The sequence below is a fragment of the Aquitalea aquatilis genome, from assembly GCF_005155025.1.
GTDB classification, from domain to species: domain Bacteria; phylum Pseudomonadota; class Gammaproteobacteria; order Burkholderiales; family Chromobacteriaceae; genus Aquitalea; species Aquitalea aquatilis.
In genome coordinates, this window is the sequence record NZ_CP039731.1 from 2,677,846 (window position 1) to 2,701,192 (window position 23,347).

Annotated in this window: 29 protein-coding genes; 19 read left to right on the forward strand and 10 right to left on the reverse strand. The window is 62.4% G+C overall.

Annotated elements, in window-relative coordinates:
* Nucleotides 1-3: 3 nt before the first annotated feature.
* Nucleotides 4-1,017 carry an iron ABC transporter substrate-binding protein gene (locus FAZ30_RS12505; RefSeq protein WP_124644327.1) on the reverse strand — a complete coding sequence of 338 codons (1,014 nt, stop codon included), beginning with the start codon at nucleotides 1,015-1,017 and terminating at the stop codon, nucleotides 4-6.
* Between the two features lie 223 nt (nucleotides 1,018-1,240).
* Between FAZ30_RS12505 and FAZ30_RS12510 the strand changes: the two genes are divergently transcribed.
* From FAZ30_RS12510 to FAZ30_RS12585, 16 genes are all read left to right on the forward strand, one after another.
* Nucleotides 1,241-2,200 carry a flagellar hook-length control protein FliK gene (locus FAZ30_RS12510; protein ID WP_168190838.1) on the forward strand — a complete coding sequence of 320 codons (960 nt, stop codon included), beginning with the start codon at nucleotides 1,241-1,243 and terminating at the stop codon, nucleotides 2,198-2,200.
* A gap of 106 nt (nucleotides 2,201-2,306) precedes the next feature.
* On the forward strand, nucleotides 2,307-2,837 hold the full coding sequence (locus FAZ30_RS12515) for a flagellar basal body-associated FliL family protein (protein ID WP_124644325.1): 531 nt from the start codon (nucleotides 2,307-2,309) through the stop codon (nucleotides 2,835-2,837).
* Nucleotides 2,838-2,840: 3 nt separating this feature from the next.
* Entirely contained in the window at nucleotides 2,841-3,845 is a 1,005-nt protein-coding gene (fliM, locus tag FAZ30_RS12520; protein ID WP_103523974.1) for a flagellar motor switch protein FliM, read from the forward strand.
* Nucleotides 3,842-4,291: a flagellar motor switch protein FliN gene (fliN, locus tag FAZ30_RS12525; protein WP_124644324.1), complete on the forward strand. Its 450-nt coding sequence runs from the start codon at nucleotides 3,842-3,844 to the stop codon at nucleotides 4,289-4,291. Before fliM ends, fliN begins: the two co-directional genes overlap by 4 nt.
* Nucleotides 4,291-4,761, forward strand: coding sequence for a flagellar biosynthetic protein FliO (gene fliO / locus FAZ30_RS12530; protein ID WP_124644323.1), 471 nt, complete (start codon nucleotides 4,291-4,293; stop codon nucleotides 4,759-4,761). The genes fliN and fliO overlap by 1 nt, the downstream gene beginning before the upstream one ends.
* Nucleotides 4,761-5,504 (forward strand): flagellar type III secretion system pore protein FliP, encoded by a 744-nt coding sequence (fliP, locus tag FAZ30_RS12535; RefSeq protein WP_124644322.1) that lies wholly within the window; start codon nucleotides 4,761-4,763, stop codon nucleotides 5,502-5,504. The genes fliO and fliP overlap by 1 nt, the downstream gene beginning before the upstream one ends.
* Nucleotides 5,505-5,509: 5 nt before the next feature.
* Nucleotides 5,510-6,010 carry a GNAT family N-acetyltransferase gene (locus FAZ30_RS12540; RefSeq protein ID WP_124644321.1) on the forward strand — a complete coding sequence of 167 codons (501 nt, stop codon included), beginning with the start codon at nucleotides 5,510-5,512 and terminating at the stop codon, nucleotides 6,008-6,010.
* Nucleotides 6,007-6,276 (forward strand): flagellar biosynthesis protein FliQ, encoded by a 270-nt coding sequence (gene fliQ / locus FAZ30_RS12545; RefSeq protein WP_103523979.1) that lies wholly within the window; start codon nucleotides 6,007-6,009, stop codon nucleotides 6,274-6,276. The genes FAZ30_RS12540 and fliQ overlap by 4 nt, the downstream gene beginning before the upstream one ends.
* A gap of 11 nt (nucleotides 6,277-6,287) precedes the next feature.
* The gene (gene fliR, locus FAZ30_RS12550) at nucleotides 6,288-7,064 is read left to right on the forward strand and encodes a flagellar biosynthetic protein FliR (RefSeq protein ID WP_124644320.1); all 777 of its coding nucleotides are present in this window, start codon (nucleotides 6,288-6,290) and stop codon (nucleotides 7,062-7,064) included.
* A gap of 74 nt (nucleotides 7,065-7,138) precedes the next feature.
* The gene (locus FAZ30_RS12555) at nucleotides 7,139-7,864 is read left to right on the forward strand and encodes a YebC/PmpR family DNA-binding transcriptional regulator (RefSeq protein WP_137009542.1); all 726 of its coding nucleotides are present in this window, start codon (nucleotides 7,139-7,141) and stop codon (nucleotides 7,862-7,864) included.
* 168 nt (nucleotides 7,865-8,032) lie between these two features.
* The gene (locus FAZ30_RS12560; protein WP_137009543.1) at nucleotides 8,033-9,328 is read left to right on the forward strand and encodes an aminopeptidase P N-terminal domain-containing protein; all 1,296 of its coding nucleotides are present in this window, start codon (nucleotides 8,033-8,035) and stop codon (nucleotides 9,326-9,328) included.
* Between the two features lie 2 nt (nucleotides 9,329-9,330).
* Entirely contained in the window at nucleotides 9,331-10,527 is a 1,197-nt protein-coding gene (locus FAZ30_RS12565; protein ID WP_124644317.1) for an FAD-dependent monooxygenase, read from the forward strand.
* A gap of 10 nt (nucleotides 10,528-10,537) precedes the next feature.
* Entirely contained in the window at nucleotides 10,538-11,686 is a 1,149-nt protein-coding gene (locus FAZ30_RS12570) for a UbiH/UbiF family hydroxylase (protein WP_124644316.1), read from the forward strand.
* A gap of 15 nt (nucleotides 11,687-11,701) precedes the next feature.
* Nucleotides 11,702-12,439, forward strand: a complete 738-nt coding sequence (locus FAZ30_RS12575; RefSeq protein WP_124644315.1) for a DsbC family protein — start codon at nucleotides 11,702-11,704, stop codon at nucleotides 12,437-12,439.
* Between the two features lie 27 nt (nucleotides 12,440-12,466).
* Nucleotides 12,467-13,258 (forward strand): energy transducer TonB, encoded by a 792-nt coding sequence (locus FAZ30_RS12580; RefSeq protein WP_124644314.1) that lies wholly within the window; start codon nucleotides 12,467-12,469, stop codon nucleotides 13,256-13,258.
* A gap of 161 nt (nucleotides 13,259-13,419) precedes the next feature.
* Entirely contained in the window at nucleotides 13,420-13,680 is a 261-nt protein-coding gene (locus tag FAZ30_RS12585) for an acyl-CoA-binding protein (RefSeq protein ID WP_124644313.1), read from the forward strand.
* Here the strand turns inward: FAZ30_RS12585 and FAZ30_RS12590 are convergent.
* Genes FAZ30_RS12590 through phnG form a run of 8 tightly spaced genes read right to left on the reverse strand, consistent with a single transcriptional unit; the run spans nucleotide 13,644 to nucleotide 19,924 of the window.
* Nucleotides 13,644-14,315: a phosphonate degradation HD-domain oxygenase gene (locus FAZ30_RS12590; protein ID WP_124644312.1), complete on the reverse strand. Its 672-nt coding sequence runs from the start codon at nucleotides 14,313-14,315 to the stop codon at nucleotides 13,644-13,646. The two genes, FAZ30_RS12585 and FAZ30_RS12590, sit on opposite strands and share 37 nt — an antisense overlap.
* Nucleotides 14,315-15,463, reverse strand: a complete 1,149-nt coding sequence (locus FAZ30_RS12595) for an alpha-D-ribose 1-methylphosphonate 5-triphosphate diphosphatase (RefSeq protein ID WP_124644311.1) — start codon at nucleotides 15,461-15,463, stop codon at nucleotides 14,315-14,317. The genes FAZ30_RS12590 and FAZ30_RS12595 overlap by 1 nt, the downstream gene beginning before the upstream one ends.
* 23 nt (nucleotides 15,464-15,486) lie before the next feature.
* Nucleotides 15,487-16,188, reverse strand: coding sequence for a phosphonate C-P lyase system protein PhnL (gene phnL, locus FAZ30_RS12600; protein ID WP_124644310.1), 702 nt, complete (start codon nucleotides 16,186-16,188; stop codon nucleotides 15,487-15,489).
* Nucleotides 16,189-16,192: 4 nt separating this feature from the next.
* On the reverse strand, nucleotides 16,193-16,966 hold the full coding sequence (gene phnK / locus FAZ30_RS12605; RefSeq protein WP_124644309.1) for a phosphonate C-P lyase system protein PhnK: 774 nt from the start codon (nucleotides 16,964-16,966) through the stop codon (nucleotides 16,193-16,195).
* On the reverse strand, nucleotides 16,963-17,817 hold the full coding sequence (locus tag FAZ30_RS12610; protein ID WP_137009544.1) for an alpha-D-ribose 1-methylphosphonate 5-phosphate C-P-lyase PhnJ: 855 nt from the start codon (nucleotides 17,815-17,817) through the stop codon (nucleotides 16,963-16,965). The genes phnK and FAZ30_RS12610 overlap by 4 nt, the downstream gene beginning before the upstream one ends.
* Nucleotides 17,810-18,907, reverse strand: a complete 1,098-nt coding sequence (locus tag FAZ30_RS12615; protein ID WP_124644307.1) for a carbon-phosphorus lyase complex subunit — start codon at nucleotides 18,905-18,907, stop codon at nucleotides 17,810-17,812. Before FAZ30_RS12615 ends, FAZ30_RS12610 begins: the two co-directional genes overlap by 8 nt.
* 1 nt (nucleotide 18,908) lies before the next feature.
* A complete protein-coding gene (phnH, locus tag FAZ30_RS12620) occupies nucleotides 18,909-19,487 on the reverse strand; it encodes a phosphonate C-P lyase system protein PhnH (protein WP_199731038.1) in 579 nt (192 codons plus the stop codon).
* Nucleotides 19,484-19,924 carry a phosphonate C-P lyase system protein PhnG gene (gene phnG, locus FAZ30_RS12625; protein ID WP_137009545.1) on the reverse strand — a complete coding sequence of 147 codons (441 nt, stop codon included), beginning with the start codon at nucleotides 19,922-19,924 and terminating at the stop codon, nucleotides 19,484-19,486. The genes phnH and phnG overlap by 4 nt, the downstream gene beginning before the upstream one ends.
* A 160-nt stretch (nucleotides 19,925-20,084) precedes the next feature.
* On the opposite strand from phnG, the gene phnF reads away from it, so the two are divergent.
* From phnF to phnN, 3 genes are read left to right on the forward strand one after another with little or no spacing between them, the layout of a single operon-like run.
* A complete protein-coding gene (phnF, locus tag FAZ30_RS12630; protein WP_124644305.1) occupies nucleotides 20,085-20,807 on the forward strand; it encodes a phosphonate metabolism transcriptional regulator PhnF in 723 nt (240 codons plus the stop codon).
* On the forward strand, nucleotides 20,807-21,493 hold the full coding sequence (locus FAZ30_RS12635) for a DUF1045 domain-containing protein (RefSeq protein ID WP_124644304.1): 687 nt from the start codon (nucleotides 20,807-20,809) through the stop codon (nucleotides 21,491-21,493). The genes phnF and FAZ30_RS12635 overlap by 1 nt, the downstream gene beginning before the upstream one ends.
* Nucleotides 21,483-22,031 carry a phosphonate metabolism protein/1,5-bisphosphokinase (PRPP-forming) PhnN gene (phnN, locus tag FAZ30_RS12640; RefSeq protein WP_124644303.1) on the forward strand — a complete coding sequence of 183 codons (549 nt, stop codon included), beginning with the start codon at nucleotides 21,483-21,485 and terminating at the stop codon, nucleotides 22,029-22,031. The genes FAZ30_RS12635 and phnN overlap by 11 nt, the downstream gene beginning before the upstream one ends.
* A 78-nt stretch (nucleotides 22,032-22,109) precedes the next feature.
* Here phnN and ald read toward each other — a convergent pair whose 3' ends face one another.
* Entirely contained in the window at nucleotides 22,110-23,231 is a 1,122-nt protein-coding gene (gene ald, locus FAZ30_RS12645; protein ID WP_124644302.1) for an alanine dehydrogenase, read from the reverse strand.
* Nucleotides 23,232-23,347 lie beyond the last annotated feature (116 nt).

Below are 23,347 nucleotides of genomic sequence, written 5' to 3' on the forward strand. Positions count from 1 at the left end.
GTGTTACAGCAGGCCGGCCTGGGTCATCAGCTCAACCGTCTTGCGGCTGTTCAGGCGGGAAGCATCGATCTTGGGCGCATCCAGATTCTTCAGCGGCACCAGCTTGGGGTTGGACTGTGCGCCCAGGCCCACGGCGTACTCAAAAGAATTCTCGGTACGCAGGATGTCCTGACCACCCTTGCCGGTAACCCATTTCAGGAAGGCCTGGGCTTCTTCCTTGTGTTTGCTCGAAGCCAGCACGCCGCCACCGGACAGGCTGACAAAAGCACCCGGATCTTGTTGCTTGAAGTAGTGCAGCGCGGTGTTCTTGCTGTTTTCACCCGTCTTGCTCTGGTCGCCGAAGTAGTAATAGTGATAAATCACGCCGCCATCGATCTGGCTGGCATTCACCGCCTTCATCACCACGCTGTTGCCCTTGTAGGGCAGGGCGTTGGTTTTCATGGCTTTCAGCCAGGCCAGCGTGGCTGCCTCACCTTTTTGTTCCAGCAGGGCGCTGACAATGGCCTGGAAGTCGGCACCGGCCGGAGCCGCAGCCCAGCGGCCTTTCCATTCCGGTTTGGCCAGATCCAGCAGCGACTTGGGCAGCTCTTTCTGGTTCAGACGGTTCTTGTTGTAAACAAATACGGTGGAGCGCGCGGCAATGCCCACCCATTTGCCCTGGGCCGGGCGGTAAGCGGGGTCAACCTGGGCCAGCGTGGCCGGTGCCAGCGGTGCCAGCAGCTTGGCATTGTCTACCAGCACCATGGCCGGCGAATTCTCGGTCAGAAATACATCAGCCGGCGAGGAAGCCCCTTCCTGCACGATCTGGTTGCCCATTTCGCTGTCGCTGCCATTGCGCACCGTTACCTTGATGCCGGTTTCCTTGGTGAAGCCTTCCACCCAGGATTTGGTCAGGCTTTCATGCTGGGCGTTATACACCACGATACCTTCGGCGCTGGGGGCGGCGTGGGCGCTGCCAGCAAACAGGCTGGCGAGCAACAGGGTGATTTTGGCAAAGCGGGAGGAAGGGCTGGACATCTGGACGGTGCTCCTTGCTGAAAACTGAAAGGAAAGGCCGGGCCGGCGACAATACTTGGATTCATCGTCGGCGCTGACGCTGGAAGGCACTCATTGTAATGCAAAAGATAATGATTCGCATTAATAAAATTAATTGATGATGATTTGGCCGGCTGCGCGCTGTCAGTCTGCAGCTGGCATGCTAATTGCTGCTATGCCTGCATCTTTCCTAGGGGTTTCGGCCATGACGATTACCGTAATTCCGGCGACCAGCGCCAAAACTGCCATGCCGCAAGGGCAGGTGGACGCCAGTCCGCAAGATGGTGGCGGCCTGTTTGCCAGCTTGCTGGGAGCGCAGATCGGCAACCTGAGCAATGCCTTGTCCGGCCAGTCCGCTGGCAGCAGCGACGACAGCAAAGGCAAGCAGAGCAAGGATTCTGCGGCGTCTGATGATGCAAGTGCCGCCGATACCTCTCCCAATATGCTGCTCGCCGCCTTGCCCATGCTGCCGGCGGCCTTGCCGGTGCAGCCGGTACAGGACAAGCCTGCCGTCAGTACCACGCCTGGTGATGTTGCGACTGCCACAATCAAGGACGTGGCTATTGATCCACTGCTGCAGGGTGCGGCGGCACTGAAGCGTCAGCACGGCCTGTCAGCGCAAGAATTGCCGGCCAATGACGGCACTGCGCAGCAATTCTTGCCGCCCAATGCCGATCAACTGGCATCGGCCAGCCAAAGTGCCAACCAGGCGGCGCAGACCGCACAGGCCAGCCAGACCAAGATGTTGACCATCTCCCAGCCGATGACCGACCCCAATTGGTCAAAGGCCCTGGGGGATCAGGTGATGTCCATGGTCAGCATGAAAATGGACAAGGCCACCATTCAGGTCAATCCACCGCAATTGGGGCCGGTGGAAGTCACGCTGAAAATGAATGGCAATGACCAGGCGCAGGTGATTTTTACCTCAGCCGTGCCGGCAACCCGTGAAATAATCGAAAACAACATGCCGAAACTGGTTTCCATGATGGCTTCCAGTGGTATAGCTCTTGCCGATGCACAGGTTTCCAGCGGACAATCCGGGAATCGGCAACAGCAATTCAACCAGAACCAGAATGGCCGCCGCCAGAATGCCGCTGGCAACGATGAAGACGACACGCTGGCAGCCATCCAGTCCGCACGAGGGATACTCAGTATCTTTGCCTGATTTTGCTCAAAAGGGGGCTCTATTCAGTTCGTGCGGAAATCTGGAAAATAAAATAGGGAAATGGCTTAAGCTTTCCCTATAAACCTAACGTACGGACTGATGACCCATGGCAGAAGACAAAAAAGCGGAAAAAGCGGACAAGGGCGAGAAAAAAGCGGGCGGGGGCAACAAGCTGATGCTGGTGGTGGTTATCCTGCTGGTCTTGGTACTGGCCGGCATGGGCGGTCTCGCCTATGTGATGTTCAGCAATATGAACAAGCCGCATGACGGGGCCGCACAGACCGAACAAACCAAAGAAAAACCGAAGAAGAAAAAAGAAGGCCCGCCTATCTTCGAAAAACTGGAAACCTTTGTTGTCAATCTGTCTGGTGGTGATGGCAGCCTGCTGCAAGTGGACATGCAGGCTGAACTGGGCGATGAAGAAGCCAAGAAAAAATTCACTGACTACATGCCCAAGATTCGCAGTGCGCTGATTCTGCTGCTGTCGTCCAAGTCGGCCACCGAGCTGGCCACCCCGGATGGCAAGGTGAAGCTGAAGGCGCAGGTGAAGCAGATCATCAACGAGTCCATGGATGCTGGCGAAGAAGAGCCGGTGCAAAGCGTACTCTTCACTTCCTTCATCATTCAGAAGCAGTAAGCGATGGGCGACGATATCCTGTCCCAGGAAGAGGTGGACGCCCTACTCAGGGGCGTCACCGGCGAGGACGAAGATGATGACAGCGCGCAGGACTCGCAAGGTGTCCGCGGCTACGATATCGGGCGGCAGGAGCGCATTGTGCGCGGCCGCATGCCGACGCTGGAAATCATCAACGAACGTTTTGCCCGCAACCTGCGTATAGGCCTGTTCAATTTCATCCGGCGCAATGCGGAAATTTCCGTGGGCCCGGTACGGGTGCAGAAGTACAGCGAATTCATTCGCAATCTGGTGGTTCCCACCAACCTCAACCTGGTGCATGTCAAACCGCTGCGCGGTACCGGGCTGCTGATTTTTGACCCGGATCTGGTTTTCCTGATCGTCGATAATCTGTTTGGCAGCGATGGGCGCTACCATGTGCGCGTGGAAGGGCGTGATTTCACCCCGACAGAGCAGCGCATCATCCGCCGCCTGCTCGAGGTGGTGTTTTCCGAATGCCAGAAAGCCTGGGAACCGGTACACCCCATCGAATTCGTTTACCTGCGCTCGGAAATGAATACCCAGTTCGCCAACATCGCCACCCCCACCGAAGTGGTGGTGGCCATGACCTTCCATATCGAGCTGGGTGCCGGGGGCGGCGATTTTCACATCTGTCTGCCATACTCCATGGTCGAGCCGATTCGCGACGTGTTGTCCAGCACCATGCAGGCCGACCGTACCGAAGTGGACAACCGCTGGGTCAGCCTGATGACGCACCAGGTACAGGCGGCCGAAGTGGAACTGGTGGCGACCCTGGCCGAAACCAAGGTCACGCTGGGGCAGATTCTCAATTTGAAAAACGGTGACGTGGTGATGCTGGATGTGCCGGAGGCTGTCGTGGTCGACGTGTCCGGCATTCCGGTACTGGAGTGCCACTATGGCACCGTGCAGGGGCGATACGCCCTCAAGGTAGACAAGGTATTGGCCGGGGCTGGTGAATTCGCCGAGCCCGCAGGAGACAACAAGCAATGACTGAGCAGCTAGAAGAAGGCCAGACCGCCGGGGCGGCCGACGACGAAGTATCCATGGATGACTGGGCCGCCGCCATGGCGGAGCAGGAAACCACCGATGCCGAACAGAGTGCGGCCTCGGTGCAGCCGGCAACCAATCTGTTCCAGGAACTGGGGGCCGGCAGCGAGTCCTCGTTGAACGTGCCCAGCAATCTGGACATGATTCTCGACATCCCGGTGCAGCTGACGGTAGAGCTGGGCCGCACCAAGATCGCCATCCGCAACCTGCTGCAGCTGGCGCAAGGCTCGGTGGTGGAACTGGACGGGCTGGCTGGCGAGCCGATGGATGTGCTGGTCAACGGCTGCCTGATCGCCCAGGGTGAGGTGGTGGTGGTGAACGACAAGTTCGGTATCCGCCTGACCGACATCATTACCCCGGCGGAACGCATCCGCCGCCTGCAGAAGTAATGCGCCTATCCTGCCGCCTGTCAGGCCGGCTGGCAGCGTTCTGTCTGCTGTCGGCTTCCGGCATTACCGCCGCTGCGGCATCGGCTCCGGCGGTGCTGGTGGCTGCCTCAAGCCCGACACCTTTTTCCAGCCTGTTGCAGGTGATTCTTGGCCTGGCCGTGGTGCTGGGGGCGATTGTCGGCCTGGCCTGGCTGTTTCGCCGCATGTCGGGCGGCATGCTGGGCGGCTCCAACCGCCTGCGCGTGGTCAGCGGCGTGCTGGTTGGCCAGCGGGAAAAAGTGGTCATCGTCGAGCTGGAGGGGGAGTGGCTGGTACTGGGTGTCACCAGCCATAGCGTCAATCTGCTGACCAAGATGGACCGCCCGCCCGATGCCGGTGCCGAGGTCGTGCCGCCGGGCGAACCCTTTGCCCGCTGGCTGAAGGCCGCCATGGACAAGGGGCGTCAGCAATCCGAAGCCGTAAACAAATAATGAAACCTTTCTTTAGACTATTGCCACTCTTGTGGCTGGTCCTGCCATTGTTCAGCCAGGCCACCGGCCTGCCCTTGATGACCAGTACCCCCGGGGCTGGTGGCGGTCAGAATTATTCGCTGTCGCTGCAGATGCTGTTGTTCATGACGGCGCTGGGTTTTATCCCGGCCATGCTGCTGATGACCACGGCCTTTACCCGTATCGTCATCGTGCTGTCCCTGCTGCGCCAGGCGATGGGGGTGACGCAGTCGCCGCCCAATCAGGTGATTCTGGGGCTGTCGCTGTTTCTGACCCTGTTTGTGATGGGGCCCACCTTCGATCAGGTATACAGCAAGGCCTGGGCACCGTTTTCTGATGACAAGATCAGCTTCAATCAGGCGGTGGACGAAGCCAGCAAGCCGATGAAGGCTTTCATGCTTAGCCAGACGCGCGAAAAGGATCTGGCCTTCTTCGTCGAGATTTCGCGTTCGGAAAAGCCGGCCAGCAAGGCTGATGTGTCGATGAAGACGCTGATTCCCGCCTATGTCATCAGTGAATTGAAAACCGCCTTCCAGATCGGCTTCATGGTGTTCATTCCCTTCATGATCATCGACCTGGTGGTGGCCAGCATCCTGATGGCGATGGGGATGATGATGGTGTCGCCGGTCACCATTTCCCTGCCATTCAAGCTGATGCTGTTTGTGCTGGTGGACGGCTGGACCCTGCTGATGGGTTCGCTGGTACAAAGCTTTTATACCGGCTAGCCGACATGGAAAACTTCACACTGCAGCCCGAACATCTGCCCGACTGTCATGCCCTGCTGGCGGACTGTGTGGCGAACTTGCCGGATGACTGTTATTCCCTGCCGGCACGCCTGGCCTGGGCCGGTATCTGGGATGAAGACAGCCGCCTTGCCTGGGAAGGCCGGCTGGCAACTGCCTGGAGCGTGGGCATCCGCGATGGCGGCCACTTGCTGGCATTTGCCTGGCTGACACAGGCGGGCGAGCTCGACATGCTTTATGTTGCTCCCTGGGCGCAGCGGCGCGGGCTGGCCTTGCAGATGATTCACCACCTTGAGACCGCCGCTGCCACTGCCGGCGTGACTGCCCTGCATGCCTGGGCCAGCCATGCTGCGAAACCGGTGCTGGAGCGGGCCGGCTATGCGGTGCTCAGGCCCAATCGCGTCGAGCGCGACGGTATTGCGCTGGAAAACTGGCTGATGGCCAAGGGCGGCTGGCAAGAGCCTGCTGCAGCAAGGAGCGAAGCATGAGTCCGGAACTCGTCATCAATATCGTACAGAATGCGCTGTACATCCTGATCATCGTCTCGGCCCCGGTACTGCTGGTGTCGCTGGTGGTGGGTCTCTTGGTCAGCGTGCTGCAGGCCGCGACCCAGATCAATGAAATGACGCTGACCTTCATCCCCAAGCTGCTGGCCATGTTCCTGGTGCTGGTGCTGGCCGGACCGTGGATGCTCAACACCCTGGTGGAGTACACCACCCGGCTGTTTCAGAGCATTCCCAGCGTCATCGGCTGAGCCGGCGCGCCATGTTCAGCATTTCTGATGCGCAGATCAATGTGCTGGTCGCCATGTTTGCCTGGCCGTTTGCCCGCATCATCGGCCTGTTTCTGGTCGAACCCTTGTATGCCTACCGTGGCGTGCCGCGCCGTTTCAAGGCCGGCTTCGCCCTGATGCTGACCATACTGGTGGTGCCGCTGCTGCCACCCACCCCCGCCGTACCGGTGATTTCCGCAGCCGGCATCGCCATCCTGTTCCAGCAATTGCTCATCGGCCTGGCCATGGGTTTTGTCATGCGCCTGACCATGACCGCAGTGGAAATGGCCGGCTTCATCATGGGTGCGCAGACCGGTCTGGGTTTTGCCATGTTCTTCGACCCCATGCACGCGGCCCAGGTGCCGGTGGTGTCCCAGCTGCTGTCGATGTTCGTGTTTCTGCTGTTTCTCACTTTCGATGGCCACCAGGTGGTGCTGTCCACGCTGGTGGAAAGCTTCCAGGTGCTGCCCATCGGCATGAGCATGCCGGCCCAAGGTTTGAAGGCGCTGGTGCTGTGGGGCGGCCATATCATTTCCTGGGGCGTGTGGCTGTCGATGCCGGTGATCGCCGCCTTGCTGGTCACCAACCTGGCCATCGGCGTGATGACGCGCGCGGCCCCGCAATTCAATATTTTTACCTTCGGCTTCCCGCTGACGTTGATGATAGGTTTCATCACCATCTATCTCACGCTGCCCTTGATGGTGCCGGCCATCGAACAGATTTATGGCCAGGCCTTCACCTTCATGCTGGCCATGCTGAAGGCGAAATAGCTTTCTGCTAGAATAGCGGCCAACTTTTCTGGCATTAAACCGGCCCGGTCGGGCCACACGAGATTGAGGCAATTATGGCAGGTCATAGCAAATGGGCTAACATCCAGCACCGCAAGGGTCGTCAGGATGCCAAGCGCGGCAAGATCTTCACCCGTCTGATCAAGGAAATCACCGTTGCTGCCAAGATGGGCGGCGGCGATGTCAACATGAACCCGCGCCTGCGGCTGGCAGTGGACAAGGCCAAGGCCGAATCCATGCCCAAGGACAATATCGATAACGCCATCAAGCGCGGCACCGGCCAGCTGGAAGGCGTTGACTATGTTGAATGCCGTTACGAAGGCTACGGCATTGGCGGTGCTGCCGTGATGGTGGACTGCCTGACCGACAACAAGACCCGTACCGTGGCCGATGTGCGTCATGCCTTCTCCAAGTACGGCGGCAATATGGGTACCGACGGCTGCGTGGCCTTCCAGTTCAGCCATTGCGGTTTCCTGGTGTTTGCACCGGGTGTGGATGAAGACGCACTGATGGAAGCGGTGCTGGAGTGCGGTGCCGAAGACGTGATCACCAATGACGACGGTTCCATCGAGGTGATTACCGGCCCCTACGAATTCAGCGATGTGAAACAGGCGCTGGAAGACAAGGGTTTCAAGGCGGAAATGGGCGAAGTCACCATGAAGCCGCAAAACGAAACCGAACTGGCCGGCGAAGACGCCATGCGCATGCAAAAGCTGCTGGATGCGCTGGAAGACCTGGACGACGTACAGGACGTGTACACCTCGGCCACGCTGCTGGACTGATCGGCCGCTGCTGTCACTGCAAGGCTTGCCTGCCGGCAAGCCTTTTTCATGTCCGTCATTTGCCGCGCATCAGCATCAGCATCAGCATCGGCAGCCGCGCTGCCACAGTGTAAACTTCAGCCATGCCGGCGTTGTGCGCCGGCTCACCATCCTGCGAAAGAATCTTCCATGTACCAGAGCCATGCCGAGCGTCGCCGCCGCCTGATGCTGCAGATGGGGGAGGGCATTGCCATTCTGCCCACCGCGCCCGAAGCGGTGCGCAATGCCGACAACCACTATCCCTATCGCGCCGACAGCCATTTCCTCTACCTGACCGGCTTTGCCGAACCGGAAGCCGTGCTGGTGCTGGATGCTGCCCTGGGCAAGTCCATTTTGTTCTGCCGTGAAAAGAATATTGAGCGCGAGGTGTGGGAGGGTTTCCGCTTCGGGCCGGATGGTGCCCGCGAAGCCTTTGGCTTTGACGAAGCCTACCCGCTGGCCGAACTGGACCTGCGTCTGCCCGACCTGCTCAGCGGTCAGAAGGCGCTGTGGTGGAATGTCGGCCGTGATGCGGCTTTTGACGTGCGCGTCAACGGCTGGCTGGAAAGTGTGCGCCAACGCTATCGCAGTGGCGAGCAGCCGCCGGCGCTCTATCACGACCTGCGCTGGCCGCTGGATGAGATGCGCATGGTCAAGGACGCTGGCGAATGTGCCATGCTGCGCCGTGCCGGCCAGGTGTCCGCACAGGGCCATCTGCAAGCCATGCGCACCACGCGACCGGGCATGATGGAATACCAGGTGGAAGCGGAAATCCTGCACACCTTTATCCGCCATGGTGCGCGCTATCCTGCCTATGAAAGCATTGTTGCCGGTGGTGCCAATGCCTGCACCCTGCACTATGCCGCCAATAATGCGCGGCTGAACGATGGCGAGCTGTTGCTGATCGATGCCGGTTGCGAACTGAACGGTTACGCCGGTGACATTACCCGTACCATTCCGGTCAATGGCAAGTTCAGTGCTGCCCAGCGTGATGTGTATGAAATCGTGCTGGCGGCGGAACTGGCCGGCATCGCTGCGGTCAAGCCTGATGCGCTGTGGAATGCCCCTGGCGACGCCGCGCTCAAGGTGCTGGTGCAAGGCATGCTGGATTTGCAGCTGCTGAGCGGCACGGTGGATGGCGTGATCGAATCGGGTGCCTTCCGCCAGTTTTACATGCATGGCATTGGCCACATGATCGGCCTGGACGTGCATGATGTCGGCCAGCGCAAGCTTGGCGGCCAGTGGCGCAGCTACCAGCCCGGCATGTGCACCACCATCGAACCCGGTCTGTATATCCGCCCGGCCGATAATGTCCCCGCTGCCTTGCACAATATCGGCATCCGCATCGAAGACGATGTGCTGGTGACCGCAGATGGCCGCGAGGTGTATACCGCCGACGTACCCAAAGAAATCGACGAAATTGAAATACTGATGCAGGGCGTCTGAACATGAAAGCTACAGACAAGCAAACGGGTCTCCCGTGTGGCCACGATGGCGGCGAGCATGCTGACATCATCATTGTGGGTGGTGGGCCGGTGGGCGCGCTGGCCGCGTTGCGGTTTGCCGCAGCAGGTCGCCGTGTACTGCTGGTGGAGGCAAGGGCCAAGGATGCGCCGCTGACCGATGCGCGCGCACTGGCCTTGTCCTGGCATAGCCGGACGGCACTGGCCGCAGCGGGTGCCTGGCCGGATGATTTGCCGGCCAGCGTCATCGACACCGTCCATGTATCGCAACAAGGCGCATTTGGCCGTACCCGGCTGGACTGTGCCGACCTGAAACTGCCGCACCTGGGCGTGGTGGTGGATTACCCGGCGCTGACACTGGCCATCAATGCCCAGCTGGAGCAGGCCGGCGTGCAGGTCTGGTGGCAAACCCGCGTTGAAGCGGTGAACAGCCTGGGCTGCTATGCCTCGGTGAAAACCAGCGGCGTGCATGGCGACATCAGCCTGACGGCCCGGCTGGTGGTGCTGGCCGAGGGCGGTGCGCTGGCTGACAGCCTGCCCGGCATCAAGCGGCTGGTGCACGATTATCAGCAGTGCGCGGTACTGGCCGAGGTCACCACCGAACAGCCGCCGGCCGGCATTGCCTATGAACGATTTTCACGGCAGGGGCCGTTTGCCCTGTTGCCGCATGGCGACCACTACATGCTGGTGTGGACCCGCAGCCACGACGATGCCAAAGCCCTGCAACAAGCGCCTGACGAACAGGTGATGGCCGAGCTGCAGCAGGCGTTTGGCGAGCGCCAGGGCAAGGTACTGGCCATTGGCCCGCGTGCCAGTTTTCCGCTGGCACTGCGCCAGGTCAACCGCGTCAGCAGCGGCCGGGTGGTCTTGATTGGCAATGCGGCGCAGACCATGCATCCGGTGGCGGCGCAGGGCTTGAATCTGGGCCTGCGCGATGCTCTCGGCCTGGCCGATGCACTGGAAGGCATCCGCGATCCGGGCGATGCCGCAGCGCTGGCAGTCTATGCCGCCAGCCGCAAGCTGGACAGCCATGCCGTGGTCGGCTTTACCCATGGGCTGATCAAACTGTTTGACGGCGACTCCACCCTGGTCAGCGCCCTGCGCGGAGCCGGCATGAGCGCGCTGGACAGCGTACCGCCGCTGCGACGCGCCTTTGCCCGCCATCTGGTATTCGGGCTATAGAAAGCACTTCATGACACAGTACGACGTGATCATCGTGGGCGGCGGGCTGGTGGGTGCCAGCCTGGCGCTGGCGCTGGCCGACAGCGGCAAGAAAATTGCCCTGCTGGAAGGATCAGCCGCCCGCTTTGATGATCTGGAACAGGGCTGGGATGCGCGCATCTACGCCGTCAGCCCGCTCAACCGCCGTTTTCTGGAACAACTGCAGGCCTGGCCGGACATGGCGCGCATCGGCACCATCGCCAGCATGGATGTGCGCGGCGATGCCGGCGGCCGCATCCAGTTTGCCGCCAGCGATGCCGGTGCCAGTGCGCTGGCCTGGATTGTGGAAAACCGCTGGCTGCTGGCCAGCCTGTGGCAGCGGCTGGCCAGCAGCAGCGTCGACTGCTTCACCGGCGTGCGGCCGCTGGCCCTGGATACCACGGCCACTACTGCCAGCCTGAGCCTGGACGATGGCCGTGTGCTGCAGGCCAGTCTGGTGGTGGGCGCGGACGGTGCCAATTCCTGGGTGCGCCAGCAAACCGGCCTTGCCGCCAGCATCAAGCCTTATGGCCAAAGCGGCGTGGTGGCCAATTTTGCCTGTGAAAAACCGCATGGCGATATCGCCCGCCAATGGTTTACCGGTGACAGCATTCTGGCCTGGCTACCGATGGCGGGTAATCGCATTTCCATGGTGTGGTCCAGCCCGCGTCCGGATGAGCTGATGGCGCTTTCCGGCGAGCAGCTGTGCGCCCGGGTAGCGGCAGCCGGCAATCACCAGCTGGGCCATCTGAGCCTGCTCGGTCCGGCCGCTGCTTTTCCCTTACGCCTGATCCAGCCCGCAGCCGTGGTAAGCCAGCGGCTGGCACTGGTGGGAGATGCTGCCCACACCGTGCACCCGCTGGCCGGGCAGGGGGTCAACCTGGGCTTTCAGGACGCCGCCCAGCTGGCCGCGATGCTGGCCAGTGCCAGCGATGCCGGCGACTGGATGCTGCTGCGCCGCTACGAGCGCTCCCGCCGCGAAGCGGTGAAAACCATGCAGTTTACCTGTGACAGCCTGTATCGGCTGTTTCACACCGAACACCTGCCGGGATTGTCCTGGTTGCGCAATACCGGCCTGACGCTTACCAACCGGCTGACACCGCTGAAGCGGCAGTTTGCCCGTCATGCCATTGGCTTCTGAACCCAAGGAATCTGAATGAAAACCACCGTAAAAGCCCTGGCGCTGGCCGCCTCCATGCTGCTTAGCCTGACCGCCTGCAATGCCAATGCCACCCCCAATGGCAGCGAGCAGGTGAAAAAAGCCTTCAGCACCCGCTTCCCCACCCGTGAAGTGCTGAGCGTGAGCGAAACCCCGGTCAAGGGCGTGTATGAGGTGGTGGTGAAGGGCAAGCAGATCGTGTATACCGACGCCGAGGCCAAATACCTGTTTGTCGGTGACCTGATCGATACCGAAGCCAAGTCCAGCCTGACTGAAAAGAAAATGGCCGAGCTTAACCGCGTCGACTTCAACAAGCTGCCGTTCAAATACGCCATCAAGGAAGTGCGCGGCAACGGTTCCCGCAAGCTGGCGGTGTTCACCGATCCGGACTGCCCGTACTGCAAGCAGCTGGAGCGCGAAAGCCTGCCGGACATCACCAATGTCACCATTTACACCTTCCTCTATCCGCTGGCCCAGCTGCACCCGGATGCCCCGCGCAAGGCACGCCAGATCTGGTGCTCCAAGGACCGTCTGGCTACCTGGACCGCGTTCATGCGCGATGGCAAGGAACTCACCGGCACCGACAAGTGCGATACCAGCGCGCTGGACAAGATCGAAGCCATGGGTGATGAACTGGGCATTTCCGGCACGCCGGGCCTGATCTTTGCCAATGGCCGGCTGGTGCCGGGTGCCATTGCCAAGGACGACATCGAAAAACTGCTGGATGCCAAGTAAAGCTCATCGCGGAGTGTGGCCCGTTTCATGAAGCTGCCCGCCGGCATGCGCTGGATGCCGGCCCAGTGGCGCTGGGCCGCACTGTCGGAAGGCGACCGCTTGCTACTGGTGCTGAGCCTGTCGCTGCTGCTGCACCTGCCCTTGTTCATGCGGCTGACGCATGAAGGCAGTCTGCGCGGGCAGCCGCAAGCCATGTCGGTGCGGCTGGGGCAGGCAGCGCGGCAGGCCGTGCCACCACCGCAAGCCAGCAAGCCGGCTAGCGTGGCCAGGCTGGTCATCCAGCCGCCACCAGCGCCTCGCCATCGGGCCCAGCTCTTGCTGGCAGCCGCCGCCAAGACGCGGCTGGCGCATGCGGCCAGCGCTGCCGTGGCCAGTCCAGCCACGCCACCGTCTGCCACGCCATCGCAGCTTGCAACACCTCAGCCACCCCTGTCAGACGCTAGCCCGATGCTGGCAGCCAGCCCTGCCAGCGCGTCCCTGGACGATGCTGCCGAGGCGCAGCAGCTGGGACTGGATTTTTACTATGCCGCGCGCCAGCTGGATGTGCTGGCGCTGGAGCAGCTGCCTATCCAGCTGGTCGAGCCTTATGGCCTGGGCATGGACGATGTCGAGGTAAGCTTGCGGGTGTATATCAACGAGCAAGGCGGGGTGGATGCGGTACAGCTGGTGTCGGCGCGGCCGGCCGGGGTCGAGGGGCCGTTGCTGGAAGTGTTCCGTCAGGCGAAGTTTTATCCGGCGATCCGCGATGGTCATCCGGTCAAGAGTTTCAAGGTGATCCGCATCGGCCCGCAAAGCGATGGTGCGATGCCGGGCGACTGAGGGCCTGCGCAGCTCAAGCAGCAGGGCCTGTTTCGTGCTAAATTCAGCCATCCCGGCACAGCCGGGAAGCGGGCCGGCAGCGCAAGGCAGCCGCCCGTGCCATGACAGCGGAACATACCGCTCTTGTTATCTGATCACGAAGTAATCACGAAGGAAGAAGCATGTCTGATCTGAATGCACTGTTCACCCAGGCCCAGGCCGACGTTACCTCGCTGTCCGAGCGTCCGGACAACCAGACCCTGCTGCAGCTGTATGCGCTGTACAAGCAGGCCAGCGAAGGCGATGTCAGCGGCGAGCGCCCGGGCATGATGGACTTCATCAACCGCGCCAAGCACGATGCCTGGGACAAGCTCAAGGGCATGTCCAGCGATGAAGCCAAGCAAGGCTATATCGACGTGGTACAAAAGCTGCTGGCTGAATAACAGCCGCTGCTGTCCGCACCGCCAGCCAGGCTGGCGTGTGATAGAAAAACCGCTGTAACCCTTACCGGGCAGCGGTTTTTCATGCGCTGCGCAGCCAGATGCGCTGCCATGACGGGCCACAGCCATTCCACTTGTTGCAACTGCCAGCCGCCATCCTTGGCGGCTTCATCCAGCCTGCGCAGCAGCAGGATGTCGTGCAGGTCCGGCTGCCGGGCGAATGCCTCCACCTCGGCGGCGCTCATCGGGCCGCCCTGATAAGCCAGGGTGGCGCTGCTGGCGCTGGACAGCTGTTGCAGATAGGTCGGGTCGATGGCGCACAGATAGCGCTTGGCCGCCACATGCATGCCCACCAGCCGGGCGACTCTGGCGGAGAAGCCCAGCTCCAGCAGGTAGTCTGCCCCCAGCCGGTCGTGTGCCTGCACGCCGTACTCACCCATGGCGGTGGCTCCGTCGTGTTCCAGCAGATGGCCGACATCGTGCAGCAAGGCAGCCAGTTGCATCTCCTCGTCACAGCCCCAGTCGCGCGCCAGCGTGGCGGCCTGGATGGCATGGTCGGCCTGGGTAATGGCCTCGCCATAGTGCTGCTGGCCGTGTTCTTGCAGCAGGCGGCGCAGGGTGGCGATGGTATCCGGCATCAGAATACCCTCCGTCCAGCATTCCACACCTGCTGTACCAGCGGTACTTCGGGGTGGCGGCGTACCTGTAGCAGGTCGGCACGCAAGCCGACGGCGATCCGGCCCCGGTCGCTCAGCCCCACGGCCTGCGCCGGATTGTGGCTGACGGTGGCAATGGCCTGCGGCAAGCTCCAGCCGGCCTGTGCCACCAGCAAATACGCGGCGTGCAGCAGGCTGGCCGGCACGTAGTCGGAGGACAGGATGTCCAGCAGGCCGTGTTGCGCCAGCTCCAGCGCGGCGACATTGCCGGAGTGCGAGCCGCCACGCACCACATTGGGTGCGCCCATCACCGTGTGCAAGCCATGCTGGCGCGCGGCCTGGGCGGCTTCGCGCGTGGTGGGGAATTCGGAAATCGCCACGCCGTCCAGCACGGCCTCGCTGATGTGGGACAGGTCGGTATCGTCGTGGCTGGCCAGTGGAATGCCATGCTGGCGCGCCAGTTGCACTACGGCCTGCTTGTGCTGGCCGGCATAGCGCTGCTGCATGCGCTGGCGCTCGCTGACTGCTTCCAGGAAGGTCTGTTCATTCCAGCCAACCTTTTTCTTGCCGTAGTACTTCTTGTATTGCTCGATATCGCGATACTGGCGCTGGCCCGGGGTGTGGTCCATCACCGACACCAGGCGCACGGCGGGATGGCTGATCAGCGGCGTCAATTCTTCCAGCAGGCCGGGGTAGGCCAGTTCGCAGCGCAGGTGGAACAGGTGGCTGGCGCGGAATACGCCTTGCTCCATGCCCAGGTTGATGGCGGCAAAGGCGGTGTGCAGGGTATCGAGCCGTACACTTTCGCCTTCGAGATCGCCCACCGCCAACGCGTCGAATACCGTGGTGATGCCGGCAGCCGCACACTGGGCATCGTGGGTGACCACCGCCGGCAGCATAGGCCAGAGCACGCCGTTGCGCGGCATCAGGTGTTTTTCCAGATTGTCGGTATGGATTTCCACCAGGCCGGGTAGCAGATCGTCGCCGTGGAGGTCTTCACAAGCAGGTGTCGCTGGCGGCAGTGGCTGTTCATGCACGGCGCTGATCAGGCCGTTGTCGATTTCCAGCGCGCCACGCTCGATGATGCGGTCGGCCAGGATCAGGCGGGCATTGTTGAGTATGTGTTTCATCGGGCTTCTTTCGCAATCGGGGCTCAGGCGCACAGGGCGGGGGCCAGCGGTACATCGAAAATGCGGCTGGCGACGGCGGCGCGGGTGTCTTCATCGTGGAAAATGCCCACCAGTGCCGCACCGCGCTGGCGTGCTTCCCGCATCAGCTCGACCACGACGGCGCGATTGGCCGCATCCAGCGAGGCGGTTGGTTCATCCAGCAGCAGGATGGGGCGGGGAGCGATCATGCCGCGGGCGATATTCACCCGCTGCTGCTCGCCGCCGGAAAAGGTGGCCGGTGGCAGCTGCCACAGCCGTTCGCCGATATTCAGCCGCGCCAGCCATTCGCCTGCCTGCTGCTGGGCTTGCTGCACCGAGTAGCCCCATTCCAGCAGCGGTTCGGCCACGATATCCAGTGCCGACACCCGCGGAATCACCCGCAGGAACTGGCTGACATAGCCCAGGGTGTGGCGGCGCACCGCGGCAATTTCATGCGGCCGGGCGGTGGTCATGTCTACCCAGCTGCCCTGGTGCTGGATGCGGATGCTGCCAGCCTGTACCAGGTAGTTGGCATAGAGCGCCTTGAGCAGGGTGCTTTTGCCGGCACCGGATGGGCCGGTCAGCGCCACGCATTCGCCCGCCGCCACTTGCAGCGAGACAGCGGCCAGCACCGGTAAGGCCAGCCCATCCTGCTGGTGCAGGACAAAGGTTTTGCTCAGCTGTTGAGCATCAATCAGTAGCTTCATGATTTCAGGCCTGCAAAATGGAAGACACCAGCAACTGGCTGTAGGGGTGTTGCGGATCATCCAGAATCTGGTCGGTCAGCCCGGCTTCCACCACCCGGCCCTGTTGCATCACCAGCGTGCGTTGGGCCAGCAGCCGCGCCACGCCCAGATCGTGCGTCACCATGATGACGGCGATGCCGGTATCGTGAACCAGCCGGCGCAGCAGGTCGAGAAAGCGCGCTTGTACCGAGACATCCAGTCCGCCGGTGGGTTCATCCATGAACACCAGGCGCGGCTGGGTGACCAGATTGCGGGCGATCTGCAGCCTTTGTTGCATGCCGCCGGAAAAGGCCGTGGGGCGGTCGTCCAGCCGCTCGCGGCTGATTTCCACTTTTTCCAGCCACTGGGCGGCGGTTTCGCGCAGCTGGCCGTAATGGCGCTGGCCCAGCGCCATCAGCCGTTCGCTGACATTGGCCCCGGCCGATACATTCATGCGCAGGCCATCGCGGGCGTGCTGGGTAACAAAGCCCCACTCGCTGCGTGCCAGCCGGCGGCGCTCGGCCTCAGCCAGGGTGGTCAGTTCATGGCTGCTGCCAGCGCGATCGTGAAAGCGCACGCTGCCGGCGTCCGCACTCAGGCGGCCGGCCAGGGTGGACAGCAGGGTGGATTTGCCCGAGCCGGATTCACCGACAATGCACAGCACCTCGCCCTCGTACAGTTCGAAATCAATATCAAAGCAGCCTTGCCCGTTGCCATAGTCCTTGGCCAGGCCGCTCACGCTCAGTACTGGCTGGCTCATGCCTTGCCCTCCTGCTGTTGCTGGCAGTAATCGGTATCGGAGCAGACAAACATCCTGGCTCCAGCATCGTCGGTGATGATTTCATCCAGATAGCTGTCATGGCTGCCGCACAGGGCGCAGGCCTGCTCCCAGCGCTGCACGGTGAAGGGATGGTCATCAAACGCCAGGCTTTCCACCCGGGTATGGGGCGGAATGGCATACAGCCGCTTTTCCCGGCCGGCACCAAACAGCATCAGGGCCGGGCTCAGGTGCAGCTTGGGGTTGTCGAATTTCGGAATGGGCGAAGGCGATGTCAGGTAACGCTCATTGACCATGACCGGGTAGTCGTAGCTGGTGGAAATATGGCCGAAGCGGGCGATGTCTTCGTACAGCTTGACGTGCATCAGCCCGTACTCCTGGTGGGCATGCAGCTTGCGGGTTTCCACCTCGCTGGCTTCCAACGTGCGCAGCGCTTCCGGCTCCGGCACCTGGAACACCATGATCTGCCCCGGCCGCAGCGGGGTTTCCGGTATGCGGTGACGGCTCTGGATCAGGCTGGCTGCCGCCGTGCTGCTGGTGGTGGCCACGCCGGTGACGCGGGCGAAGAAGCGGCGGATGTTGACGGCATTGGTGGTGTCATCCGCGCCCTGGTCGATCACCTTGAGCACATCATCCTGGCCGATGATGCTGGCGGTCAGCTGGATGCCGCCGGTACCCCAGCCATAGGGCAGCGGCATTTCCCGGCTGCCGAACGGCACCTGGTAGCCGGGAATGGCCACCGCCTTGAGCAAGGCACGGCGCAGCATGCGCTTGGTGTTTTCATCGAGAAAAGCAAAATTGTATTGCCATTGGCTATGACAGGCTTCAGTCATGGGCGGCCTCTTGAGGAGAGGATGGGGTGGCCTGGGCGCGCAGGGTGCGGATCAGCGACAGCTCGGCCTGGAAGTCGACGTAATGCGGCAGCTTGAGATGCTGGACAAAGCCGGAGGCTTCCACATTGTCGCTGTGATACAGCACGAATTCCTGCTGCTGGGCCGGGGCATGGGCAGCTTCTCCCAGTTCTTCCGCGCGCAGGCTGCGGTCCACCAGCGCCATGGCCATGGCCTTGCGTTCGGCCTCGCCAAAACTCAGGCCATAGCCACGGGTGAATTGCGGCGGGGCGGTCTTGCTGCCGGCAAACTGGTTGATCATCTGGCATTCGGTCAGGGTGATTTCGCCGATGTCGATGTCGAAGCCCAGCTCTTCCGGGCAAACACTGACACTGACTTCACCCATGCGGATTTCACCGGCAAAGGGGTGGCTTTCGGCATAGCCACGCTGGGTGGAGTAAGCCAGGCCCAGCAGCCAGCCCTCATCTCCACGCGCCAGGTTTTGCAGGCGGGTGGCGCGGTCGGCCGGGAACATCAGCGGCTGGCGGGTGAGGTCGGCCGGTTCCGGGTCGCCGGGCAAGGGTTGCTCGGCTTCGATCAGCCCTTCGGCTGCCAGCACCTCCAGCACGCTGGGCAGTGGCTGCGGTACGCCGCTATCGGCCAGGGCGCAGGGCGGCACATCGCTGCCATGGCCCAGCGAGAAGTCCAGCAGGCGCTGGGTGTAATCGGCGGTGGGGCCAAGTATCTGGCCGCCCGGCACATCCTTGAAGGTGCCGGACACGCGGCGGCGTACCCGCATGGCGGCGGTATCCAGCGGCTTGCTGCTGGCAAAGCGTGGCAGGGTGGTACGGAAGGCGCGCAGCAGGAAGACCGCTTCCACGGTGTCGCCGGCGGCCTGCTTCAGGGCCAGTGCGGCCAGTTCTTCGTCGTAGAGCGAACCTTCCTGCATCACCCTGGCCACGGCCAGGCGCAGCTGCTGGCGGATTTGCCCGAGGCTCAGTTCTGCCAGTGCGCTGTCACCGCGCCGTGCGGCGGCCAGCAAGTCCCAGGAGCGGGCAATGGCGGTTTCGCCACCTTTTACGGCTACATACATGTCAACCCTCCTGTACCACGGTGCTGTGCGGCAGGCCGGCCAGCTGGGTGGCGGAAAGCAGCAGTACATCCACGCCCAGCGGGAAACGGGCATGGTTGGCCTGCCATTGCGTCCAGAACGCTGGCGGCAATCCTGTTGCGCCAAAACGGCGCGGGCTGGCGAAGCCGGGGCCGCTGGCTTCCACCTGTTGCGGGGCAAAGTCGTCCACTTCCAGCAGTACGGTGGCGGAGCGGTCCGGGTATTCCGGGCTGCCGGCGCGCAGGCTGGACAAGGGCGGCAGTGCGCTGCCGGCTGGCAGCAGGATGAAATCGGCCTGTTCCGGCGTGTCCGCCAAGCGCAGTGCGCAATGAAAGCGCAGGCTGGCCAGCGTGGCCTCAGGCAGGGTTGGTGCCCATAGCGTCACATCCTGATCGATCAGGGTGTAGAGCAGCGCGCTGGTGGACGGCTTGAGCCCCGGCAGTGCCGGTGGCAGGCAGGGCAGGGTGCGCGGCAGCAGTGGCTCGGCCAGCGCCGACAGGGCGCAGCGGAATACCTGCTGGCAGTCCTGCACCATATTGTCGAAAGCTTGTTGCAGCATCATTCCCCCCTGACCATGGTAAAGAACTCGACCTTGCTGGCCGCTGCGGCACGGGCGCTCTGTTCGCGCCGCGCTGCCAGTTCCTGTTGCAGCGGCTGCAGCAGCTGTGCCTGCAGTGACGGGTAGTGTTGCGGGTTTTGCAGCAGCGCATCGGCCTGGGCAATCAGCTCGGCATGCTCGCCATCGCTGCCGCGTACCCAGCCATGCCCCAGCCAGCCGGCGATCTGGCAGCTGGCGCGGGTGATGCTGATTTCACCCAGATTGAAGCGGCTGCCGCTGCCACCGCTGCGGCCTTGCAACATCACCAGGCCGGTCTGGGCGCGCCGTAGCCAGCTGATGTCGCCAGCTGGCGGCAGATGCTGGTGCAGCAGTTCGGCCAGCCGTGGTGCCGGGCTGTGCGCCAGCAGGCTGAGCCAGTGTTGTCTTGTCTTGGTTTCCATGTGGGTGGTGAACCTGTGCTGGTTTCAAGAAAAATTCATATAAACGTATAGACGACTGCATGATAATAGCGGCAGTCGATAAGTGAACAGCACGCCAGCGTGAAGTTTTTGTGAAGCTTGGATTGCGCCGCTAGACCTGTTGCGGTGCCGGAGAAAAAAGATGATTGAACGCGGTTCGGGGGTGGCGGTATGGCGTCAGATCGAAAACAGTCTGGCCGAGGAAATTGCCTGCGGCCAGCTGCAGGCCGGTGAGCAACTACCCACCGAGCTGCAGCTGGCGGAGCGCTTTCGCGTCAACCGCCATACCATACGGCGGGCTGTGGCCACGCTGGTGGAGCGCGGCCTGCTGCGGGTGGAGCAGGGGCGCGGCACTTTTGTGCAGGACAATGCCATCGACTACGCCATCAGCAAGCGCACGCGCTTTTCACAGAATATGGCCAGGCAGAATCGCAGTTCGGACATCGACGTGGTGGCCAGTGACAACCTGCCAGCCAATGCCGAGCTTGCCGAGCTGCTGGGGGTGAATGTGGGCGACACGCTGTTTCGCATCAAGACGCTGAGCCGGGTGGAAAGCCGGGTGGTGGACTGCTCCACCATGTTCTTCCCAGCTGCGCGTTTTCCCGATCTGCCGGCCATCTACCAGCAGCAGCGCTCGGTCACCCTTACCCTGCAGCACTTCGGCATCCAGGACTACACCCGGCGCTTTACCCGGGTGACGGCGCGGCTGCCGGACAGCGAGGTGGTGGACTATCTGGGCATTCCCAAGAATCGCCCGGTGCTGCATGTCAAATCGCTGAATGTCGATCCCGATGGCCAGCCGGTGCAGTACGGCATCACCTGTTTCAATGGTGATCTGGTGCAGCTGGTGATGGAGGATCAGTGATGCGCTACGCCGTTTACCTGGCACCTGCCACCGACAGCCGCTGGTGGCAGGCAGGCTGCAGCTGGCTGGGCCATGATGCCGCGCGCGATGTGGCGGTGATGCAGCCGGCGCTCGCCGGCATCAGTGCCGAACGTCTGGCGCTGCTTACCCGCACGCCAGCACGCTATGGCTGGCATGCCACCCTGAAAGCGCCGTTTATACCGGCAACCCATGTCAGCGAAGCCATGCTGTTGCAGCAGTTGCTGGCGCTGGCACAGCGTTTCCAGCCTTTCAGCCTGCCCTTGCAACCGGTCATGCTGGGCGATTTTCTGGCCCTGCGCCCGTCTGCCCCCTGCGCCATGCTGGATGAGCTGGCCAGCAGCTGCGTGGTGGCACTGGATGGACTGGCCGACCGGCAGCAAGCACTGCGACCACGGCCGGGCCTGAGCGAGCGTCAGCAGCAGTTACAGCAACGCTGGGGCTATCCCTATGTGTTCGAGCAATATCGCTGCCACTTCACCCTGAGCGATACGCTGGCCGATGCCGCCGAGGCACAGCAGTTGTTGCACGCTGCCGAGCGCCATTTTGCCGGCCTGCCACCGCTGCTGGTGGACCGGCTGGCCTTGTTTGTCGAGCCGCAGCCGGCAAGTCCCCTGCGCTATCTGGCGAGCTGCACCTTTGCGGGAGAGCTGCTACATGTCGGCTGAACCGGGGAGGCTGTGGTATGTGATGGGGCCGTCGGCGGCAGGCAAGGACAGTGTGCTGGCCTATGTGCGGCAGCAGTTGCCAGCGACGGCCGGTGTGGTGTTCGCCCACCGCTATATCACGCGCGCGGCGGATGCCGGCGGCGAGAACCATATCGCGCTGAGTGGTGAGGAATTCCGTCAACGCCAGGCCAGTGGCTGCTTTGCCCTGTGCTGGCAACGCCATGGCCTGGATTATGCACTGGGGCTGGAGGTGCAAAGCTGGCTGGCGAGCGGGCTGGATGTGGTAGTCAATGGTTCGCGTGCCACCTTGCCCCAGGCGCGGGCGGTGTTTCCCTCGCTGCAGCCGCTGTGGATTACCGCCAGCGCGGCGGTCAGGGCTGCCCGGCTGGCCGCGCGCGGACGGGAGACGCCGCAGCAGATTGCCGCCCGCCTGCGCGAGGCCGATGCCTATCAGCCGCCACAGGACTGTATCGTATTGCAGAATGACGGCGCGCTTGCGCAGGCCGGCGCACGGCTGCTGTCCTTGCTGCAGGCTTGAAGAAGATGCGACAAGGCCGGCCTGCGCCATGATTCTGGCGTGGGCCGGCCTTGTCAGCAGCGAGCAGTCTGACGGGAATCAGGCTGTCTTGATGGCTTCCACCGGATCGACATAGTGGTAGCCCAGATCATCGGCCACCGCCTTGTAGGTGATCTTGCCATGGCACACATTCAGGCCATTGCGCAGATGGGCATTGTCCAGCAGGGCCTGCCGCCAGCCCTTGTTGGCCAGTTCCAGCGTGAAGGGCAGGGTGGCGTTGTTCAGCGCCTGGGTGGAGGTACGGGCCACGCCGCCCGGCATATTGGCCACGCAGTAGTGCACGATGCCATCCACCACGTAGATCGGGTCCTGATGGGTGGTGGCGCGGCTGGTTTCGAAACAGCCGCCCTGGTCGATGGCCACATCCACCAGCACCGCGCCCGGTTTCATATTGCCCAGCATGGCGCGGGTAACCAGCTTGGGTGCGGCGGCCCCCGGAATCAGTACCGCACCGACTACCATATCGGCTTCGCGGATGGATTCGTCGATATTGGCGGTATTGGACACCAGGGTCTTGATGCGGCCGCCAAACACCATGTCGATTTCTTTCAGGCGGGGTAAGGACTTGTCCAGAATGGTGACATCCGCGCCCAACCCGGCGGCCATGCGCGCCGCATTCAGGCCAACCACACCCCCACCGATCACCACCACGCGGGCCGGTGCCACGCCCGGCACGCCGCCCAGCAGCACGCCACGGCCGCCCTGGGCTTTTTCCAGGGCATGCGCGCCGGCCTGAATGGCCATGCGGCCGGCCACTTCCGACATCGGTGCCAGCAAGGGCAGGCCGCCGCGCTCGTCGGTGACGGTTTCGTAGGCAATGGCCACCGCGCCGGATTCGGTCAGCAGCTTGGTCTGCTCCGGGTCCGGTGCCAGATGCAGATAGGTAAACAGGATCTGGCCGGGGCGCAGCATGCGGCACTCCACCGGCTGCGGTTCTTTCACTTTCACCACCATCTCGGCCTTTGAAAATACTTCTTCTGCCGAAGAAGCTATCGAGGCCCCGGACTGGATGTACTGCTCGTCGGTAAAACCGATGGCCAGCCCGGCCTGGGTCTGCACCAGCACCTTGTGGCCGTGCGCAACCAGTTCGCGCACGCCGGCAGGGGTGAGACCCACACGATACTCGTGGTTTTTGATTTCCTTTGGAACACCGATCAACATTACCGTCTCCTTCTGTTATTGGATGGAAGCAACAGCAAACGTCTTGGGCAGGTAGCCGGGCGACCTGTTGGCGACAGGCGGCCTGCTCGGTCAAGCAGCGATGACAAGACTTGTCA

Excerpts from the sequence above, each read along its gene's own strand:
- phnL (WP_124644310.1), bottom strand. The coding sequence starts at position 16,188 with ATGAAGCTACTGATTGATGCTCAACAGCTGAGCAAAACCTTTGTCCTG.
- phnN (WP_124644303.1), top strand. The coding sequence starts at position 21,483 with ATGTCGGCTGAACCGGGGAGGCTGTGGTATGTGATGGGGCCGTCGGCG.
- FAZ30_RS12610 (WP_137009544.1), bottom strand. The coding sequence starts at position 17,817 with ATGACTGAAGCCTGTCATAGCCAATGGCAATACAATTTTGCTTTTCTC.
- FAZ30_RS12565 (WP_124644317.1), top strand. The coding sequence starts at position 9,331 with ATGAAAGCTACAGACAAGCAAACGGGTCTCCCGTGTGGCCACGATGGC.
- fliP (WP_124644322.1), top strand. The coding sequence starts at position 4,761 with ATGAAACCTTTCTTTAGACTATTGCCACTCTTGTGGCTGGTCCTGCCA.
- FAZ30_RS12615 (WP_124644307.1), bottom strand. The coding sequence starts at position 18,907 with ATGTATGTAGCCGTAAAAGGTGGCGAAACCGCCATTGCCCGCTCCTGG.
- fliM (WP_103523974.1), top strand. The coding sequence starts at position 2,841 with ATGGGCGACGATATCCTGTCCCAGGAAGAGGTGGACGCCCTACTCAGG.
- FAZ30_RS12515 (WP_124644325.1), top strand. The coding sequence starts at position 2,307 with ATGGCAGAAGACAAAAAAGCGGAAAAAGCGGACAAGGGCGAGAAAAAA.
- ald (WP_124644302.1), bottom strand. The coding sequence starts at position 23,231 with ATGTTGATCGGTGTTCCAAAGGAAATCAAAAACCACGAGTATCGTGTG.
- FAZ30_RS12555 (WP_137009542.1), top strand. The coding sequence starts at position 7,139 with ATGGCAGGTCATAGCAAATGGGCTAACATCCAGCACCGCAAGGGTCGT.
- FAZ30_RS12570 (WP_124644316.1), top strand. The coding sequence starts at position 10,538 with ATGACACAGTACGACGTGATCATCGTGGGCGGCGGGCTGGTGGGTGCC.
- fliO (WP_124644323.1), top strand. The coding sequence starts at position 4,291 with ATGCGCCTATCCTGCCGCCTGTCAGGCCGGCTGGCAGCGTTCTGTCTG.
- phnG (WP_137009545.1), bottom strand. The coding sequence starts at position 19,924 with ATGGAAACCAAGACAAGACAACACTGGCTCAGCCTGCTGGCGCACAGC.
- FAZ30_RS12590 (WP_124644312.1), bottom strand. The coding sequence starts at position 14,315 with ATGCCGGATACCATCGCCACCCTGCGCCGCCTGCTGCAAGAACACGGC.
- phnF (WP_124644305.1), top strand. The coding sequence starts at position 20,085 with ATGATTGAACGCGGTTCGGGGGTGGCGGTATGGCGTCAGATCGAAAAC.
- FAZ30_RS12585 (WP_124644313.1), top strand. The coding sequence starts at position 13,420 with ATGTCTGATCTGAATGCACTGTTCACCCAGGCCCAGGCCGACGTTACC.
- fliN (WP_124644324.1), top strand. The coding sequence starts at position 3,842 with ATGACTGAGCAGCTAGAAGAAGGCCAGACCGCCGGGGCGGCCGACGAC.
- fliR (WP_124644320.1), top strand. The coding sequence starts at position 6,288 with ATGTTCAGCATTTCTGATGCGCAGATCAATGTGCTGGTCGCCATGTTT.
- FAZ30_RS12540 (WP_124644321.1), top strand. The coding sequence starts at position 5,510 with ATGGAAAACTTCACACTGCAGCCCGAACATCTGCCCGACTGTCATGCC.
- FAZ30_RS12560 (WP_137009543.1), top strand. The coding sequence starts at position 8,033 with ATGTACCAGAGCCATGCCGAGCGTCGCCGCCGCCTGATGCTGCAGATG.
- FAZ30_RS12510 (WP_168190838.1), top strand. The coding sequence starts at position 1,241 with ATGACGATTACCGTAATTCCGGCGACCAGCGCCAAAACTGCCATGCCG.
- phnK (WP_124644309.1), bottom strand. The coding sequence starts at position 16,966 with ATGAGCCAGCCAGTACTGAGCGTGAGCGGCCTGGCCAAGGACTATGGC.
- phnH (WP_199731038.1), bottom strand. The coding sequence starts at position 19,487 with ATGATGCTGCAACAAGCTTTCGACAATATGGTGCAGGACTGCCAGCAG.
- FAZ30_RS12575 (WP_124644315.1), top strand. The coding sequence starts at position 11,702 with ATGAAAACCACCGTAAAAGCCCTGGCGCTGGCCGCCTCCATGCTGCTT.
- FAZ30_RS12595 (WP_124644311.1), bottom strand. The coding sequence starts at position 15,463 with ATGAAACACATACTCAACAATGCCCGCCTGATCCTGGCCGACCGCATC.
- FAZ30_RS12505 (WP_124644327.1), bottom strand. The coding sequence starts at position 1,017 with ATGTCCAGCCCTTCCTCCCGCTTTGCCAAAATCACCCTGTTGCTCGCC.
- FAZ30_RS12635 (WP_124644304.1), top strand. The coding sequence starts at position 20,807 with ATGCGCTACGCCGTTTACCTGGCACCTGCCACCGACAGCCGCTGGTGG.
- fliQ (WP_103523979.1), top strand. The coding sequence starts at position 6,007 with ATGAGTCCGGAACTCGTCATCAATATCGTACAGAATGCGCTGTACATC.
- FAZ30_RS12580 (WP_124644314.1), top strand. The coding sequence starts at position 12,467 with ATGAAGCTGCCCGCCGGCATGCGCTGGATGCCGGCCCAGTGGCGCTGG.